Source organism: Vibrio sp. SCSIO 43009, from assembly GCF_023716525.1.
GTDB classification, from domain to species: domain Bacteria; phylum Pseudomonadota; class Gammaproteobacteria; order Enterobacterales; family Vibrionaceae; genus Vibrio; species Vibrio alginolyticus.
Genome location: NZ_CP071842.1, coordinates 1335129 through 1352631 on the forward strand (window position 1 = coordinate 1335129; position 17503 = coordinate 1352631).

Annotated in this window: 24 protein-coding genes; 22 read left to right on the plus strand and 2 right to left on the minus strand. The window is 40.1% G+C overall.

The genetic code is table 11. The features are described from left to right. Nucleotides 1–200 precede the first annotated feature (200 nt). From J4N43_RS06240 to J4N43_RS06340, 14 genes are all read left to right on the plus strand, one after another. On the plus strand, nucleotides 201–776 hold the full coding sequence (locus J4N43_RS06240) for a hypothetical protein (protein ID WP_252094162.1): 576 nt from the start codon (nucleotides 201–203) through the stop codon (nucleotides 774–776). Between the two features lie 136 nt (nucleotides 777–912). Then, nucleotides 913–1293, plus strand: a complete 381-nt coding sequence (locus J4N43_RS06245) for a DUF4087 domain-containing protein (protein WP_113643704.1) — start codon at nucleotides 913–915, stop codon at nucleotides 1291–1293. Between the two features lie 153 nt (nucleotides 1294–1446). Beyond that, nucleotides 1447–1983: a GNAT family N-acetyltransferase gene (locus tag J4N43_RS06255; RefSeq protein WP_086591379.1), complete on the plus strand. Its 537-nt coding sequence runs from the start codon at nucleotides 1447–1449 to the stop codon at nucleotides 1981–1983. Nucleotides 1984–2119: 136 nt separating this feature from the next. After that, complete coding sequence (locus J4N43_RS06265; RefSeq protein ID WP_158159699.1) at nucleotides 2120–2506, plus strand: tautomerase family protein; 387 nt, start codon at nucleotides 2120–2122, stop codon at nucleotides 2504–2506. 654 nt (nucleotides 2507–3160) lie between these two features. Beyond that, entirely contained in the window at nucleotides 3161–3682 is a 522-nt protein-coding gene (locus tag J4N43_RS06270; RefSeq protein WP_158159698.1) for a GNAT family N-acetyltransferase, read from the plus strand. Nucleotides 3683–3805: 123 nt separating this feature from the next. Beyond that, entirely contained in the window at nucleotides 3806–4381 is a 576-nt protein-coding gene (locus tag J4N43_RS06275; protein WP_158159697.1) for a hypothetical protein, read from the plus strand. Between the two features lie 170 nt (nucleotides 4382–4551). After that, nucleotides 4552–5559: a hypothetical protein gene (locus J4N43_RS06280; RefSeq protein ID WP_047104100.1), complete on the plus strand. Its 1008-nt coding sequence runs from the start codon at nucleotides 4552–4554 to the stop codon at nucleotides 5557–5559. Between the two features lie 537 nt (nucleotides 5560–6096). Continuing rightward, nucleotides 6097–6525 carry a barstar family protein gene (locus tag J4N43_RS06285; protein ID WP_242013652.1) on the plus strand — a complete coding sequence of 143 codons (429 nt, stop codon included), beginning with the start codon at nucleotides 6097–6099 and terminating at the stop codon, nucleotides 6523–6525. Between the two features lie 145 nt (nucleotides 6526–6670). After that, nucleotides 6671–7264, plus strand: a complete 594-nt coding sequence (locus tag J4N43_RS06295) for a hypothetical protein (protein ID WP_053350689.1) — start codon at nucleotides 6671–6673, stop codon at nucleotides 7262–7264. Between the two features lie 151 nt (nucleotides 7265–7415). Next, nucleotides 7416–7913, plus strand: coding sequence for a DNA topology modulation protein (locus J4N43_RS06305; RefSeq protein ID WP_158159696.1), 498 nt, complete (start codon nucleotides 7416–7418; stop codon nucleotides 7911–7913). A 134-nt stretch (nucleotides 7914–8047) separates the two neighbouring features. After that, nucleotides 8048–8461 (plus strand): DUF7684 family protein, encoded by a 414-nt coding sequence (locus J4N43_RS06315; RefSeq protein WP_053350691.1) that lies wholly within the window; start codon nucleotides 8048–8050, stop codon nucleotides 8459–8461. A 132-nt stretch (nucleotides 8462–8593) separates the two neighbouring features. After that, complete coding sequence (locus J4N43_RS06325) at nucleotides 8594–9160, plus strand: nucleotidyltransferase family protein (protein WP_158159695.1); 567 nt, start codon at nucleotides 8594–8596, stop codon at nucleotides 9158–9160. Nucleotides 9161–9277: 117 nt separating this feature from the next. Next, complete coding sequence (locus J4N43_RS06330; RefSeq protein WP_025796455.1) at nucleotides 9278–9739, plus strand: GIY-YIG nuclease family protein; 462 nt, start codon at nucleotides 9278–9280, stop codon at nucleotides 9737–9739. A 653-nt stretch (nucleotides 9740–10392) separates the two neighbouring features. Further along, a complete protein-coding gene (locus J4N43_RS06340) occupies nucleotides 10393–11070 on the plus strand; it encodes a response regulator (protein ID WP_053350849.1) in 678 nt (225 codons plus the stop codon). A gap of 644 nt (nucleotides 11071–11714) precedes the next feature. Here the strand turns inward: J4N43_RS06340 and J4N43_RS06350 are convergent. Both J4N43_RS06350 and J4N43_RS06355 read right to left on the minus strand, forming a co-directional pair. Further along, complete coding sequence (locus J4N43_RS06350; RefSeq protein WP_005377002.1) at nucleotides 11715–12005, minus strand: type II toxin-antitoxin system RelE family toxin; 291 nt, start codon at nucleotides 12003–12005, stop codon at nucleotides 11715–11717. Further along, nucleotides 11995–12243, minus strand: coding sequence for a type II toxin-antitoxin system Phd/YefM family antitoxin (locus J4N43_RS06355; protein WP_005377003.1), 249 nt, complete (start codon nucleotides 12241–12243; stop codon nucleotides 11995–11997). Before J4N43_RS06355 ends, J4N43_RS06350 begins: the two co-directional genes overlap by 11 nt. Before the next feature lie 192 nt (nucleotides 12244–12435). On the opposite strand from J4N43_RS06355, the gene J4N43_RS06365 reads away from it, so the two are divergent. From J4N43_RS06365 to J4N43_RS06420, 8 genes are all read left to right on the plus strand, one after another. Next, nucleotides 12436–13002: a nucleotidyltransferase family protein gene (locus tag J4N43_RS06365; RefSeq protein ID WP_158159695.1), complete on the plus strand. Its 567-nt coding sequence runs from the start codon at nucleotides 12436–12438 to the stop codon at nucleotides 13000–13002. A gap of 110 nt (nucleotides 13003–13112) precedes the next feature. Further along, nucleotides 13113–13739: a glycoside hydrolase family protein gene (locus J4N43_RS06370; RefSeq protein ID WP_127891144.1), complete on the plus strand. Its 627-nt coding sequence runs from the start codon at nucleotides 13113–13115 to the stop codon at nucleotides 13737–13739. 148 nt (nucleotides 13740–13887) lie between these two features. After that, entirely contained in the window at nucleotides 13888–14337 is a 450-nt protein-coding gene (locus tag J4N43_RS06380) for a GNAT family N-acetyltransferase (protein WP_053350856.1), read from the plus strand. A 148-nt stretch (nucleotides 14338–14485) separates the two neighbouring features. Beyond that, complete coding sequence (locus J4N43_RS06390; RefSeq protein ID WP_005377029.1) at nucleotides 14486–14719, plus strand: hypothetical protein; 234 nt, start codon at nucleotides 14486–14488, stop codon at nucleotides 14717–14719. A 185-nt stretch (nucleotides 14720–14904) separates the two neighbouring features. Next, entirely contained in the window at nucleotides 14905–15303 is a 399-nt protein-coding gene (locus J4N43_RS06395; RefSeq protein WP_062730552.1) for an SMI1/KNR4 family protein, read from the plus strand. Between the two features lie 137 nt (nucleotides 15304–15440). After that, nucleotides 15441–15839, plus strand: coding sequence for a DUF6232 family protein (locus tag J4N43_RS06400; protein ID WP_025539256.1), 399 nt, complete (start codon nucleotides 15441–15443; stop codon nucleotides 15837–15839). Between the two features lie 146 nt (nucleotides 15840–15985). Then, entirely contained in the window at nucleotides 15986–16333 is a 348-nt protein-coding gene (locus tag J4N43_RS06410) for a hypothetical protein (RefSeq protein ID WP_031781294.1), read from the plus strand. 154 nt (nucleotides 16334–16487) lie between these two features. Beyond that, nucleotides 16488–17252, plus strand: coding sequence for an ATP-binding protein (locus J4N43_RS06420; RefSeq protein ID WP_053350854.1), 765 nt, complete (start codon nucleotides 16488–16490; stop codon nucleotides 17250–17252). Nucleotides 17253–17503 lie beyond the last annotated feature (251 nt).

The following is a 17503-nucleotide window of genomic DNA, read 5'->3' on the forward strand; positions in this document are numbered from 1 at the left end:
AGGCGGTAGCCTGCCAGAAAAACGGCAAGTCGCCGTATAGAAAGCGTTAGCTGCCTAAGCGTTCCACAATAGATTGAGAGGTATTATGTTCAAAAATATGCATTTATTCTTCGTGCCTGAAGAGTTGAATCTACTCCGAGCATTTAATCGAAAGCAACTTGAATTTGTCGACAATTTTGTCGTAAACATAGACCAGCACATTGAAAACTTACAAAGATGAAGTGTTTATTCAACAGTGGGCTGGTGATGAGGGTGAGGTTGTAGAAGTAGAGAAACAGCATATTGCTGGAATCACAGAAGATGAGTACGATTTTAAAGAAATCTTCACCTCAGTTATGCCTATGTATCAAAGACAGTCAATGTTGCTAACCGCTTGGTCTATGTTTGAAAACGAGATTAATACTTTTTATAGTCGTCTTGCAACTAAGTGTGGTGCTGAGCCAAACCTAAGAAAAATCAAGCGTGTTAAACATTCTAGTGACCTTGCTCATGTCATTTCATGTTTGAAAGCATTAGGGGTTGTTACGGAGCCAACTGAACAGTTTGTGGACGCATTTGAACGCCTAAATAATGAAGTTCGTTTAGTACGAATTGATTGGGTTCACAATGGTGGTAAAGCAGTAAAGTCAGACTTTATTGAAAATACAAATGGTTTAACTATGAACCACTCTCAAATCGACATATCGGTTGGCTACATTGAGGAAGTTACAGACTTAATGTGGTTACTTTCTACGGAAATTACAGAGTCTGCTAGAGCTAATTTGGGCGGCAGCTAACAAAGCATTTAAGAGTGATTCTCAACGCTTGGCATTTTTTATTCCATCGTTGAGTTCAGTGTTTACGGCGGTAAGGTTAAGTTTCGTGGTCGCGTTGTTCACACCTTAATGCGGCGTTAGGCGAATGGAGTAAGTAATGAGATTTTTGATTGTTATTTTGGGGATGTTTTCTGCATTAGGAGCGACGGCAGAAGAGACTCGATGTGGATGGCTTGAAAATCCTTCTCCTGCCAATATGTGGTTGATTGATCGCGATGGCTCGTGGGACATATCAGTCCAAGGTACTTCAAATGCATTGGACGATAAATCGATGGAACTGCTTTATCAAGCGACTGCAAATGAAAATGAATTTGTTAGAACAAATCGAAACTATGGTTTTAGTTGTGCTTGTTTAACAGTGGACGTAGACGAAGAGAAAAATTCGATTACAACAATCTATAAATCCAAGCAGTTACCTTTGAAGCAGTGTTTAGAGGACATATCCATAACGAAAGATATTCCACTTCCTTTTAAGTAATTCGCCTAACAAATTGTTCAAGAGGGATTCGCAACGCGTGGCACTTTTACTATGCGTTAGTTTTAGTGACTAAGGTGGTATGCGGCGGCTTCGGTATTGCGTTGCTCACCCCTTAACAAGGCGTTATGCCTCACAAAGAAAAAGGAACTTTCGATGTTTAAAATTGAGACTAAGCGTCTGATTATTAGGGATATGACTCCGAACGATGAAGATGCTTTTGTTGCTATGTCTCAGGATGCTAAATATCAGCGTTTCTATGAAGAAAGCGATTGTGACCCTAATAAATATCGAGAGTTAACAAGTTTGTTTATCGCTCAGGCTTCTGAGAAGCCAAGAAAATCATACCAATTAGCTGTCGAGTGTAAGGTGTCAGGTGAGTTCGTTGGGACTGTTTGTTTACGACTAGAGGACAATCAGCAGGCTTCGATGGGGTGTGCATTTTCCAGAGTCTCTCAAGGTAATAAGTTAAGTCATGAAGCCGCCTTGGCTCTGGCAGATTTTGGTTTCTCGGAGTTGGGAGTTCACCGCATTTATGCGGAGACAATCAGTAAAAACTTGCCAGCAATTAAGCTCTGTAAGTCTCTGGGTATGCGCCAAGAAGCACATTTTAGAGAGCATCGTTTTTTCAAAGAACAGTGGTGGGATACAGTGGTTTTGGCAGTCCTTCGAACCGAGTGGGGCAAGGCATAACAAACTGTTCAAGAGGGATTCGCAACGCGTGGCATTTTCACTATGCGTTGATTTAAGTGATTAAGGTGGTATGCGGCGGCTTTTGTATTGCGTTGCTCACCCCTTAACAGGGCGTTATACGTTCTAAGGAGGAACGGTGGTAGTAATATATGGAATCAAAGAGTATTTAAACCCGATCAAAGCTGAATTATCTGATGTAATTCAAGCCTCTATGACACAAGTGCTGAGTCTGCCCGAAAGCAAACGTGCTCATAGGATTGTGCCTCTCGACAAATCTGACTTTTATTACCCTGAAGGTCGTACGGATGCTTATACAGTCATCGAAATCAATATGATGGAAGGGAGAAAAGCCGAAACTAAAAAAGCTCTCATCAAGGCACTTTTTGCCAATATCGAATCTAGCTTAGGTATTTCTCCCGTAGACATCGAAATTACGATTAAAGAGCAACCACCGCACTGTTGGGGTTTTCGTGGCATGACTGGAGATGACGTTAACGACCTGACATATAAGGTAAATGTCTAGCGTCGAGTTGGGTGGAAACAAACGTATAACAAAGCGTTTAAGACAGATTCGCAACGCTTGGCACTTTCGGTTTGCTTCGGCTTTAGTGTTTACGGCACAATAGGTTAGGTTCAGTGGTAGCGTTGCTCACTACTTAACGCGGCGTTAGTTGCCAACGAGGAAAACTCAGCTAAAACAGAATATCTAAGGCTAATGTCCGTGTGTTGTTAGTTCGTTTTCGTATTTCAACTTTTAGTTATTTGGGTTTGCGAAAATCGAGCTTCGGTTTCTTGTGTGGTCCGGTTTTTCTGTTTTAGAAACCGATTCGCTTGCTGAGAGTCAGCTCTGTGATGTTGTGATTTTCAAATGAGCTTTTTGGTGTTGATAGGCTGTATTCTACGACGCTGTTTGTTCCAAGTGGTTTCAGTGACAGGCGCTTTGAATCTGCGCCTGATTTTAGTTTTTCAACGTACGTAAAAACAGTATTGGCAAAGCGGCAATCAACTTCAAATCAAAGCTTTAGGTTTGGCAACTAACAAAGCATTCAAGAGGGATTCACAACGCTTGAATGCTTTGGTTTGAATTGGCTTAAGTGTTTACGGCACAATGGTTTGGTTAGGGTGGAATGCGTTGTTCACCCCTTAATGCGGCGTTAGCCCTTTTTGAGGAAATGATATGGAAATCGTGCAAGAAATTGACGTTTCAGAATTGCATCATAAGGCAATCGAAGCGTTAAGAAACCAAGCTTTCCCAGATAGCCAAGTAAGTCGCTCTTACTTTAAGCAGTTACCTCATATGCGTGCCCTTCATTTTCAAGGTGAACAGTTGGTTGGCTATCTTGGACTGGATTATCGCGTTGTTAGCGTTGGTGGAGAAATACATAAGGTTCTGGGCGTAATCGACTTCTGTGTTGATGAACGTTATCGAGGGCAAGGTATTGGCTCTTTTATGTTGTCAGAAGTATCGGCATTTGCCGAAACTAAAGACGTTGATTTCATAATCCTCATATCTGAGTTAGATGATTTCTACTCTTCAAATGGCTTTAACAAAGTTCAGTGCATGCAATCTTGGTTAAGGCTTCACGAGCACACCAACTTTGGAGTTGCTGTAGAGAATGTTGATGAACTGTATGTGAAACCACTCAGAGATAAGCAGTGGGGTGTTGGGCATTTTGATTGGCTAGGTTATATGTACTAGTCAACCAAAGGGCTAACAAAGCATTTAAGAGTGATTCGCAACGCTTGGCATTTTCGCTTCGCTCAAGTATAGCCAAGCGCCGCTCACACCTTAATGCGGCGTTAGGCAAACAGGAGGTATCGCATGATAGGTTTAGTAGATAACCTTATTCAGTTGCTGAAAGAGAGAGAAAAAAATAGAGAAAAACTATTTATCAATTTCGTTGAACCAATGTACTGTTCATTCAACCTTGCTCATGAGAACTATCTTGATTCGCTAGTTAGATATCAAAAGTTTTGTGAGGGTGAGATAGATTTTGAACTAGAGGAACTTTTAGCTCTCACTCATACAGTGATGGATGATTCGAGAGAAACGTATCATATTCGACGCTCATGTTTGGAGCAGTCACAATTACTTTCTGAAATGACTAGGTATGATTTTTCCCCACTTATAGAAGCAGTTGATGATTATTTCAATGGCGATGAGACGGAAAGTCAGTTTATAAACAAACAATGCCATCCCATTGCACTACGCATTAATCATAGACGTTCAAAGTTAAGTAGCTATCTCGATTACTTACGGTTGGGTATTTGTGACGAAAGCTATCGGAAAATATTAGCGCACGGTCAAATTAAAGAGCTAATCGACGAGGTGCAAGGCAGTCGTGATGTTGTTGAAAAAGAGTACTTAAAAGTAAAGTATGCTCTATTGGTGAAATAGTTTGCCTAACAAACAATTTAAGAGGGATTCCCAACGCCTGGCACTTTTGCTTCTACTTCAGTTTTAGTGTTTACGATACAATGCCTTAAGTTGGGTGGTAGCGTTGCTCACCCCTTAATTGGGCGTTAGCTTTCAATAACAAATTATCAATAACATGGAGTCATTTGGCAGTGGGTGATGTAATCGAAGTAGTAGAAGGGTGCGTTGAAAATACAGGGGTAACAACCTTTGATGACGCACAGCTAGATCTATATTTTAAAATTCATCAAAAGGTGAATCAAAAAAGCGAAGAAATTTCTAAGTCATATAAGAATAATATACTTGTCGAATTTAGCGATATTGAAGAGCTCCATGAGAAAATAGTTCAATCGATCCGATCAGCTAAACCTCAAAAAGGATCGATTATAATGCGTGTCATGGTCAGTCATCATGAGGGTGAAGCTGAGCGCTTTAAATCATTTGAAGATTTCAAAAACCATAATATTACAAGTCCAAACCCTACATCTGAAATAGCGCTTATGTATCAGTTTTCTATTCATGACCCTGAGTCTGGGGAAATTGAAAGCTACAAGGTAGCAGCAAATGTGAAGTCGAGGGTTGGTGAGCTACATCAAATTGAGCAAGAAGCACCTGCGTTTATATCTTCGGCGATCATTTCTAGCATGGTCACTACCACAGCTAGAATAAAAGTTGAATACAGCGATTATGTAAAGGCACGCCATTTCGTTGCTATGTTTGATGAGTGGATAAAAGGGTGTGATGAATCTAAAGAATTGAAGTTTATTGCTCCTTTAAAGAGAGTCTCTCATTTAATATCCAGATTTGGGCACTTGGTCATCATTGCTCTATTAGGTCTGTTTGTATCTCAATCAATCGATATTGGCAGTATGAAATCTGATGAGTTGGTTCAATTTATTGTTCTGTACGGTTCAGTGTTTTTCGTTATCAGTTCTCTGTCGGAACTTTGTTTTAGAAAACTAGAACATGCAATAGATAGCTATCTTGCCTTGTCTTATCTAAAAATCAATAAGGGTGACGGTAAGCTAATAAAGTCCTTTAAGGATAGAAATAAAAAATCAATCCTGTGGTCTATTTTGGGAGCTGTAGGTGGCTTATGTATGGGGCTAGCTTCAAGTGCAGCGTACGACTTCATTAAGTTAGTCATCGAAAAAAGCTAACAAAGCATTTAAGAGTGATTCGCAACGCTTGGCATTTTCGCTTCGCTCAAGTATAGCCAAGCGTCGCTCACACCTTAATGCGGCGTTATGTTTACTTGAGATTCAAAGACTTAAAGTTATTAGGCTCTAGTTCTTTGTCCCGTTGGCAATTCGTCCCTAGTAGACTCAGCAACTTCACATTGTCGGTCTAAGTTCTTGAATTTCTCATCCCGTAAAACATGCCAATGTTCGTGGGTTGCTTCATTGTCAGGTCGTGGCGGTCGGCTTCTTGTTTAACTGGCTCAAAGTCGCTTTAGGGTTCTTAGCCAATTAGCATTTCAGCTTGGCAGTTGCCTCGGCAATTCAGCATTGTTTTTCGCTTTGGTTGGAAAGAAAGGGCGCTTGTTGTTAGTTGCTCGGGTTGCCTCATTGGGCAGGGAAGTGGAATTACTCGTTTTAGGTTGCTCGCCTTTGGCGGTCAAGTTGGTTCTAGTCTTGTGGTTTACTTCAGAAAACTAATTGTAAATAGCAGTTCTTTCTCAAGTAAATCATGCGTTTGTGGTAAAACATAACAAGCAATTTAAGAGTGATTCAGCACGCTTGGCATTTTTGGTTTGGGTTCAGTTTGGTGTTTACGGCGGTCTAATTGAGTGTCGTGGTTGCGTGCTTCACACCTTAATTGGGCGTTATAGCGCAGCGGTATTTATTAGAAGAGGGACTATGCGCATTGATTTAACAATGATAGAGAACGAAAATCAACTTCATGAAGTGATGGCTAATTTCTTTGGTTTTCCAGATTATTATGGAAAAAACTGGGATGCTTTTTGGGATTGCCTTTGTGATTCGGATTTGCCTAAAGTCATAGAGTTTGTAGGTTCTAGTCATTTTAAGTCAGTTCTCCCAGAGAGTTTCGAATCTTTAAAAAGTTGTTTTGATGATTTGAGCCGAAAGTATCCAAATATAGGTACCAGAGTCGACTGGAACTAATGCGCTATAACAAACAATTTAAGAGTGATTCACCACGCTTGGCATTTTTGGTTTGGGGCTAGTTTAGTGATTAAGGCGCTCCAGTTGAGTTTTGTGGTCGCGTGGTTCACACCTTAATTGGGCGTTATATGCCTAGGAGGATTATGTGGAAAAAATTTTAAATCACTTCGGTTACTTTAAGCGGAAGAAACAACGAAATTATAAAGAAATTAGATATATTCAGTCTGAAGAGCCTATAGATGTAGGTGACAGGTTGCTACAGTTGACAGCCGAGGGAAATGAGTGGGCTCGAAATCGTCAAAAAGAGGATTATGAGTTAGTCGGAATGTTTTTTACTATTGTGCTGTTGATCGAGCATAAAATGGCAAATTTACTGAAAGTCATCGATGACGGTATTGATGACCGTATGCTAGGTGAAAAAATTGACGTTTATAAGGACTTTTTGAGGCTTTATCAACCAACGGAAGATGAAGATATTCAAGATTATAGGTTATTGTTGCAGCCTCTTAATGAAATCAAAAAAATACGCAATATGTTAGCTCATGATATAACTAAACCTAATTTTAGTTATTCCCAAGTTAAGCAAACAGAGTCGTATGTAAAGAAACGTCGTCCAGATATGTATGATAAATTTAAAGACTGCGAAGATGAAAGAGCAAAATCCATAGCGTTGCTAGCTACATTCGGTTTTATTTTCTCTTTTGAGATCGCCAAGCTCAGAGTTGGGATTCACCATTAGTCATATAACAAACTGTTTAAGAGTGATTCGCAACGCGTGGCATTTTTACTATGCGTTGGTTTTAGTGATTAAGGTGTTATGCGGAAGCATCGGTATTGCGTTGCTCACACCTTAACAGGGCGTTAACTGGATTGATTACGAGGTAAGTCCGATGAGAAGAATTGCGGTCATTGGTTCCGGCGGTTCGGGTAAATCCACATTTTCGGCACTATTAGGTAAAGAGTTGAATTTGCCTGTTCATCATCTCGATCAGCTATATTGGAAACCAAATTGGGTTAAAACTCCAAAAGATGACTGGATCAAAATTCAAAAAGGTCTTTGTAAAAGCGAGTGTTGGATTATCGATGGTAATTATCAGAGCACCCTTGATATCAGATTTGAAGCTTGTGACACAGTAATATTCTTAGATGTAAACCGATATACCTGTATCTATCGAGCACTAAAGAGAACATTATTAAGTAGTAAGCGTCCTGATTTAGCTGAAGGTTGCGATGAAAGGTTTGATATCGAGTTCATCAAATTTTTATGGGACTATCCCAAAAAGTCGAAACCCCTAATAATGGACAAAATCAAGACGCTTACAAGAAATAAGCGTGTAATTATCGCAAAATCGGGAGAGCAAGCGCTCCGCCTTTGCAAATCCAGTTAACAAACTGTTCAAGAGTGATTCGCAACGCGTGGCATTTTCACTATGCGTTGGTTTAGGTGATTAAGGTGGTTTGCGGAAGCTTCGGTATTGCATTGCTCACACCTTAACAGGGCGTTATGCGTTTCAGAGGTAATATGGAATATCTTCACTTAAAAAAAGATGCTTCACATATTCCCGTACTCCAGGTTGGGAAGTTTCGCTGCATAATTGTGGCTGAGGAAGCAGTAGCTGAAAGCTGGCAATCGAAATTGAGTTCTTGGCTAGTCGAGGGTGGTTGCTTATATGCTTTAGCTTGGGGTGTTAATGCCAGTTCTTGGGATACATCTATAGATATAGCTAATATCACTTACGTCGGAGGTAGCGATTTGAATGATGCAAATTTGGTTGTAACAACTTGGCACGATGATGAGCCGCTGTCAGAAGTCTTTTGGTTTGCAAAACATTTAGCATTACATCCTTACTATGAACTTAGAGATACTGTAGTTGTTCATATCTCTAGCGGTGAGCCTCGCAAACAAGAGTTCGTCGAACTTTTAAAAAACGCATAACAAATTGTTCAAGAGTGATTCGGCACGCGTGGCATTTTTACTATGCGTTAGTTTTAGTGGTTAAAGTGTTATGCGGAAGCTTAGGTATTGCGTGCCTCACACCTTAACAAGGCGTTATGGCGCAGGGGGAAAATGGACGAAATCGTAGAATTAATAAAACGTGACCCAATACGGACTGAGGCACTAAATCATGTGTCTCTGCTGAACCTACCTCAGTGTTATATAGCAGCGGGTTTCGTGCGAAATTTAGTTTGGGACTCGTTACATGGGTTTGAATCTACGACTGCTTTGAATGACGTTGATGTGATTTACTTCGATCTTAATGACGTTGATGTGATTTACTTCGATCTTAATGAATCGAATCCTAATGCCTATCTGGGTTATGAAGAGCACTTGAAAGGTTGTATGCCTGAGCTTAATTGGCAAGTTCGAAATCAAGCTCAAATGCATGAACGTAATGGTGATGAACCTTATCAAAGTTCAGTGGATGCTATGAGCTACTGGCCTGAAAAAGAAACTGCCGTTGGCGTTCGTCAAACAGGTGTGAATCAATATGAGGTTGTATCAGCATTTGGGTTCGAATCTTTATTTGGCTACTGCATCACGCATAATCCGAAAAGGTCACGAGCAATATTTGAAAATCGTGTAAATTCGAAAGGGTGGTTAGTTAGGTGGCCATCTTTGAGAGTTGCGCCATAACAAAGCATTTAAGAGTGATTCGCAACGCTTGGCAGTTTCGCTTCGCTCAAGTATAGCCAAGCGCCGCTCACACCTTAATGCGGCGTTATGCGTTTTACGTGATTTAGAGGAATAGAAATGAAATTTGAAGGTATTGCTCAACTAAACGAATTCGTTCTATCTATCAATGACTTTATTCACAATGAGGAAAACCATTCAGTTGTCCAATACCCTCGAAATTCTGTTAGTAGCTGGAATGTAAAATCCATAGAAGAAGAGAACGAAGCCCTTCTTAATTCAGTTTCAGGTTCAGCAAACATTTACGCAATTTTTGAGTTAGAAGACAACAATGATAAGCCGACTCTGAAGTACATTGGTAAAACTACTCGAAGACTGGCAAGGCAACGCTTAAGAAATCATTTGATAACTAAGCATGCTAAAACTGGAGCTAAGTTAGAATCTGTAAAAGATCTAGTACGAAGGGGGCATACAATCAAAATAGCATACCTTCCAATTGAACCTGAGTCTTTAAGAAACTACGTTGAAGAAGAACTGATTTTTCTGAACAAAAGCGCAGAATGGAATCGAGAAAACGCATAACAAAGCATTTAAGAGTGATTCGCAACGCTTGGCGCTTTCGCTTCGCTCAAGTATAGCCAAGCGTCGCTCACACCTTAATGCGGCGTTAGCACTGGGTTGGCATTAAAGGTTAAAAGTTTCGGTGTTTATTGGTTTCTTTTCCCAACTTTACACCTGAACAAATGTGTCTTTCACGTTCGCTCCGGTGGCACTAGATGCGCAGTTTTCGTTTTGAGTTCATCGTTTACGGTTTCTAACTTTCGGGCTATTTCTCTGGTGTTGTTTCTTTGGTGGTGCGGAATTTTAGGTAAAAAATCGTTTCTTTGTCGCTGTTGTTCAAGTTCGAAGCTCGTATCCTTTGCTAATTTGAAAGCGGTGAGATAGGGCACTTTGACATATTTTTCTTCTATCCATCTTACGTCTTGAGTTATTTTTAAGCTTGGTAGCTGTCCGTTTGGTTTTAGTGTTTTAAACTATAAATTTCGTGCAATATTTCAGCATCTTGGCGTGTGCCAAAGGCTTTAAGGGCAGCGTGCTAACAAACAATTCAAGAGGGATTCGTAACGCGTGGCATTTTTACTATGCGTTAATTTTGGTGATTAAGGTGGTTTGCGGTAGCATCGGTGTTGCGTTACTCACCCCTTAATTGGGCGTTAGCCATATAGGAGATATAAATGATATTTGGGGAAATAGATTTAGTAAAGCTCATGGAAGCCTTATCTAAAATCCTGTGGCCTTTGATTTTTGTGTACTTATTGTTTTCTTTTAAAAGCACGATTAAATCATTAATTGAGTCAGCGACATCACGGAAATTTACACTAAAAGTTGCTGGTAATGAGCTTACGATGGATGAAGTTACAGAGCAGCAAAGAATTATTATTTCTGATATGCAAAGTGAAATAGGTGACCTAAGAAAAGTAGTAGATGCTCTTTCGTCACGTGACGATACTCCCTTAATTATTGATGAATCACATAGAGCGGAAAGTCAACGAATCAGTAGAGTATTGTGGGTAGATGATCAACCACAAAACAATGCATTTTTGATCGCTAACTTAGAGTCTATGGGAGTTACTGTGAAAACGGCGGAGTCTACTAAATCTGCATTAAATATGTACCGAAATGGCAGATATGACAGTGTTATATCAGATATGGGAAGACCGGAAGGAGACCGTGCTGGAATTGAGTTAGCTCGTGAAATTCGGATGATGGATAATGAAATCCCTATACATATTTATTGTGGTGGCTGGGCTGCCAAAAACTTGAGAGACGAAGCAATAGAGGCTGGAGTTAATAGTATAACTTCCTCTGGCACAGTATTGTTAAGTTCTTTAGACATTGGAGTACATAGCTAACAAAGCATTTAAGAGTGATTCGCAACGCTTGGCGGTTTCGCTTCGCTCAAGTATAGCCAAGCGCCGCTCACACCTTAATGCGGCGTTAGTACGGGTTTGACATCAAAGGTTATAAGTTTTGGTGTTTATCTGTTTTGGCGCTCGTCTTTACACCTTAAAGTTAGTGCCTTTCACGTTCTTTCCGGTGGCACTATATGCGGAGTGTTCGCTTTGATTTCACCGTTTACGGTTTCTAACTCTTAGCCTATTTCTTTGGCGCTTTTTCGCTTCCGCTGTACTTCCGAAGTGAATCCTATCTTTCTTTGAGTGTTGCCATCAAAGTGCGAGGATCGAATCCTTTTCTAATTTGAAGTGAGTGAAAGTAGGGGCGTTCAGTGCGTTTTTCTTCTAGCCAACTTTCGTCTCTCAATACGGTAAAGTTTTGTAGCTGCCCGTCTCACTTCAGTGTTCAAAGCCTTTCATATCATGCCACTTTTCAATATCTTGGAGCGCATAAATAGAAGTAGCGCATGTACTAACAAATTGCTTAAGAGTGATTCGTAACGCGTGGCATTTTTACTATGCGGTGGCTTAGGGTGATTAAGGCGCTGTGCGGTAGCTTTTGTATTGCGTTACTCACACCTTAGCAAGGCGTTATACCGCAATCAATCATCTAACCTTTTCATGGCTTTACGGTAAACATCGCTACGTTCTCGTTTTCCGACTGCTAAGACGGTTACAATGATGACATCGTCTTCAACTTTGTAGACGAGACGGTAGCCCGATTGACGCAACTTAATTTTATACATGTTGTCAGCTCCAGAAAGTTTTGAAGCTGGAACATGTGGGTTATCTAAGCGCTCGATTAGCTTTTTCTTAAATTGTTGTTGCAGAGTAGAGCCAAGCTTTTTCCACTCTTTGAGTGCGCTCTTTTTAAAGTCGAGTTTATAGGTCATCAATATTTACCGAAATGCTCTCTTCAGATTCACGCTCTTTAGCGATAGCTAGTAGTTCAAGATCTTCGAGTCTGTCCATCATCATTTCGTACGCTTCGGCAGGTACGCAATAAAATGCTGGCTCATTTCGGTTTAATACTGCAACAGGTTCGCCATAAGCACTAGTTGCAACTTTCATAGGGTTAGCTTTCAATTCGGTAATGCTTGCAGCAACATCGGCTAAAATTCTAGTGGTCATATAATCGGTCTCTTAAGTGGTCTTTACGTTGGTCATTTTAGCCTCAACAAAGCGGTATAACAAGTTGCTTAAGAGTGATTCGCAACGCGTGGCATTTTTACTATGCGTCGGTTTATGTGTTTAAGGTATTATGCGGAGGCTAAGGTATTGCGTTGCTCACACCTTAGCAAGGCGTTATGGCGCAGGGGGAAAATGGACGAAATCGTAGAATTAATAAAACGTGACCCAATACGGACTGAGGCACTAAATCATGTGTCTCTGCTGAACCTACCTCAGTGTTATATAGCAGCGGGTTTCGTGCGAAATTTAGTTTGGGACTCGTTACATGGGTTTGAATCTACGACTGCTTTGAATGACGTTGATGTGATTTACTTCGATCTTAATGACGTTGATGTGATTTACTTCGATCTTAATGAATCGAATCCTAATGCCTATCTGGGTTATGAAGAGCACTTGAAAGGTTGTATGCCTGAGCTTAATTGGCAAGTTCGAAATCAAGCTCAAATGCATGAACGTAATGGTGATGAACCTTATCAAAGTTCAGTGGATGCTATGAGCTACTGGCCTGAAAAAGAAACTGCCGTTGGCGTTCGTCAAACAGGTGTGAATCAATATGAGGTTGTATCAGCATTTGGGTTCGAATCTTTATTTGGCTACTGCATCACGCATAATCCGAAAAGGTCACGAGCAATATTTGAAAATCGTGTAAATTCGAAAGGGTGGTTAGTTAGGTGGCCATCTTTGAGAGTTGCGCCATAACAAAGCATTTAAGAGTGATTCGCAACGCTTGGCAGTTTCGCTTCGCTCAAGTATAGCCAAGCGCCGCTCACACCTTAATGCGGCGTTATAAAGATAGAGGAACATGTTAAGTGACAGAAACAATAATGGCTTACCTTGATGCAGGAAACTATGGTTATGTTTTTCTGTTTATTGCTATATCAATCGTCATTAACTTTGAAAAGATTCTTTCTACGTATTCAACCCATAGAAAACGCCGCTTAGATTCATTGGAGCGTTCAGTATCAATTGAAAGTTTAGATGAAAGGCTAAAGCGTCATTTGCATTCGGAGATTGAGATAGAAACTTTTTATCTTACTCATGGCGTGAGAGTTAGCGGTGTACTCTTAAACGGGATGTTAGATCTTAACGAAATCATTGGCACTCGGGTTTCGTTTAAGCACATAATTCGTTGTAGCCGATTACTTCCCAACCTCAAAGATGTTCATAAAGAGAACTTTCAAATTGCTATCGATAAATTTGACAAACTATATGCATATTATAATTTGGGGCTAGGTTTGCCGAGTTTTATTGGAGGGATAATATGGTTTGCTTACAGCATATCTCAAATAGTTACGTCGCCAAATTACCCAAGTTTAATCGTCTCTTGTTTCACGGTATTAGTCAGTTTCGCCATGTTGTTCCAAGGTGCTCCGTATATATCAACCAAAATTATTAATAGGGAGCTGCGTGATTTACCCATGCGTGAGAGCGTTTAGTCATCTTTATAACAAACGGTTTAAGAGTGATTCGCAACGCGTGGCATTTTCACTATGCGTTGGTTTTGGTGTTTAAGGTGGTATGCGGTGGCTTTTGTATTGCGTTGCTCACACCTTAACAGGGCGTTATGAGCTAAGAGGTTTATCAATGAATTCGATTGAAAAAGCGAGTAAAAGTGACATTGAAGCACTTCTAGATATTCAGGTCTCAGCATTCTCAACTGATCAAAAGCTCTGCGGTTCAGGTCCACCTGGCTATGATGACCATAAGTATCAACTCAAGGCAATGAAGCGCTACTCATATTATGTGATTAAGCATAAAAGCGATGTTGTTGGTGGGTTTTACTTTTCAGTGGAGCAGGACAGCCTCAAGCTATTAAGGCTTTTTGTAGCACCAACTCATCAAGGTCTGGGGATTGGTACATTTGCCCTCGATTTTCTTTTGGAGATAGCTCGCCCCGGAACCGTTATAGAGCTGGAAACACCAACATTCAGCACTGCCGCACAGCGGTTTTACGAGAAAAATGGCTTCCGAAAAGCAAAGTTGATCGATTATGGTTCTAGTCAGTCATATCAATATAGTAAGAGTGTCACCTGAACACGCTCATAACAAACTGTTCAAGAGGGATTCGCAACGCGTGGCATTTTCACTATGCGTTGGTTTTAGTGTTTAAGGTGGTATGCGGCGGCTTCAGTATTGCGTTGCTCACCCCTTAACAGGGCGTTAGTATTCAGGAGGAAAATTAGTGCTTCATCAGATAGACAAATATCAGTGTTCTGCTTGTAACATTAAATCCAAACATATTACCGTATTGATTAGGAACCCAAGTCCTTTTGCTGGTGTAAAACATCAAAAGCGTAAAGAGTTTATTGCTGGGTTAATCAAAGGTTGGGCAGTTGGTCCATTTTTAGCTTCTATGGATGAGTTTTCTCGGCATACGATCTGTGAAAACTGTGGGATCAAAACGATAGAGAACTGATAAGTAAGACTTCTTTCTAAGTTAGGTGTAACAGGTTGGGTCTGAATACTAACAAACTGTTCAAGAGTGATTCGCAACGCATGGCATTTTCATCATGCGTTAGTTTAAGTGATTAAGGTGGTATGCTGCGGCATCGGTATTATGTTGCTCACACCTTAACAGGGCGTTATGCATCAGAGGGCTTCATGGAATTTATAGATAGACCTGTAGGCGCAAATCAGGAAGAAATACACAAGTTAGAAACTATATTTCAAATAACTCTTCCTGAAAGTATGTTGAATTGGTGGAGTGTTAGCGATGGCCCTATAGTCTATTTTGGGTTCAAAGAGTTACAGTTCTTTTCTTTGTCGGAGATATACGGCGAAGATATTTATGGGGTAAAGCACGATATGTCTGGCGCAATGCCAATTTGCTTAGATGGTAATGGAAATATTTGCGTGGCCAGAATTGCAGGTGGTGTTATATCTGGCTTTTATGTCGTTGATTCTAGTGATTTAGGTTGGGAACAAGCGAAAATTATAAGCTGTGAATTCTTAAAGTTTGTGAACGATAGTTTTTCACCCGAAGAACGACTAAATGCATAACAAAGCATTTAAGAGTGATTCCCAACGCTTGGCATTTTCAGTTCAAGGTTGGGTTTTGTGTTTACGGTGTAAAGGTTTAGGTTAGGTAGCGGCGTTGCTCACACCTTAATGCGGCGTTATACGAATAGAGGGAAATTATGTACAAAAGTAATGATTTTAACTTGGATTCAAAAGAGTTCAGGTTTAAGAAAGACTCATATCCTTTGTCTAAGATAAACAATGTTAGGGTTAAAAAGTTAAGTTTTCTTGATAATTTAGGTCAAGTTTTATTCTGGGTATGTGTTTTTTCAGGGGCAGTTTGGTTAGTTATTCCAAGGTTGGAAGAGGTGCCACAATGGCTACTAGTTTTAGTTCTTAGTCTGACGGTTGTAGGTTTGGTTTTTGCTCTTTTTCGTTGTTCTAAATATGCACTTCAAGTCGAGTTTCGTCACATAGATGAAACGGGCGTTCAATGGGTTAATGTCGCTAAGTCATACTCAAAGTCAGATTGTGAGTTATTTGAACAGCAAGTGTTGGCACTGAAGAAATTCGTATAACAAATTGTTCAAGAGTGATTCGGCACGCGTGGCATTTTTACTATGCGTTGGCTTTAGTGGTTAATGTGGTATGCGGAGACTTAGGTATTGCGTGCCTCACACCTTAACAAGGCGTTATGCGCTCGCAGAAATGGAGATAATCAATCATGGAAGATTTAGCTAATTCGTTAAGAAGTTCTGGCCTAAAAGTCAAAATTAAAAAAGGAAAAATTGCAGTTCGGCTTGACGGGCTTTCAAATCCGGTTTCGATAATAAAAGATATACCTGATGATGAGTATAAAGTGAAAACTAATGATTCGATTCTATCGATAATTGCCTGTCTTTTGCTATTTATTGGTCTGTCAGGTATTTATGAGTTTAGTGGTAATGCTTTGATAAATATTGCACTTATCTCCGTTTCTATATTGTCTTTTGTTACAGTGTTACTTACAGAGTTTAAGCTGACTAAATTACGCGCTACTGTAGTTGCGTTCAATCGTGGAGAACGCGCATAACAAACTGTTCAAGAGGGATTCGCAACGCTTGGCATTTTCACTATGCGTTGGTTTTAGTGTTTAAGGTGGTATGCGGCGGCTTTGGTATTGCGTTGCTCACCCCTTAACAGGGCGTTAGTTGTTTTACCAAACTTCAGAATAATAGGAAGCAATTGTGATCATTAATAAGAACTGGGATTTAGATGTTGCGTTTGAAGTAATCAACGATAGGTATTATCCCGGCGGTTTACAAAGTGGTCCTCAACGAAATAGACAAATTGAAACTTGGGGTCAATTGGTTGGTAAAACTAGAGCGCTTGAGCAACTAGATTCTTTGATCGAAAGTTGTGGATCTATAAATAAAATGTCTCAGTCTGTCCGTATGAGTTCGGGGAGTATTAAAAAACTTAGAATGTTTTTTGAGTCTCTCCCTGATGAGTTGGAAATAGTTGAGGATAATGTTCAACATAGGTTCGTTGAGGGTGAAGTATGCTCTCTAGAAGAAGATTTGACCCATGAGTTCAAAGAAGTAAAAGGCAATAATCCTGCAAAATCCATCCAGAATTTGGTTGACGAATATGTGGTTGCATTCCTTAACGGGTCGGGTGGTAGTATTTTCTGGGGTATTTGCGACGATGGTAAAGTAAAAAGTTTATATCTATCAACGGCACAAAAGGACGAGATAAACAAAGTTGTTAACGCTAAAATTGGTACGATTCAGCCAGCGATAGATCCAACAAAAATTACTGTTAGATTTCACTCAGTAATTAATACCGAGAATGGATATGTTTTTGAAGTAAACGTCCCAAAATCAAACACCGTTGGTTTGTTTTTTAATTCTTCTGGTGACACTTGGGTTCGAGTAAATGGCTGTAAGCAAAAGTTAAAAGGTTTAGCTCTGCAAGACTATATTCTAGAACGTATGCAAAAAAACAACTAACAAAGCATTTAAGAGTGATTCCCAACGCTTGGCATTCTTCATTCCATCGTTGGTTTTTGTGTTTACGGTGGTATGGTTAAGGTTCGTGGTAGCGTTGCTCACACCTTAATGCGGCGTTAGTTGCCAATGAGGAAAACGCAGCTTAAACAGAATGTTTAGAGTTAAAGTTAGTGTGTTTTTGGTGGGGTTTCGTACTTCAATTTTGAATCGTTCGGGTTTGTGAAAATCGTTCTCAGGTTTCTTTTGTGGTT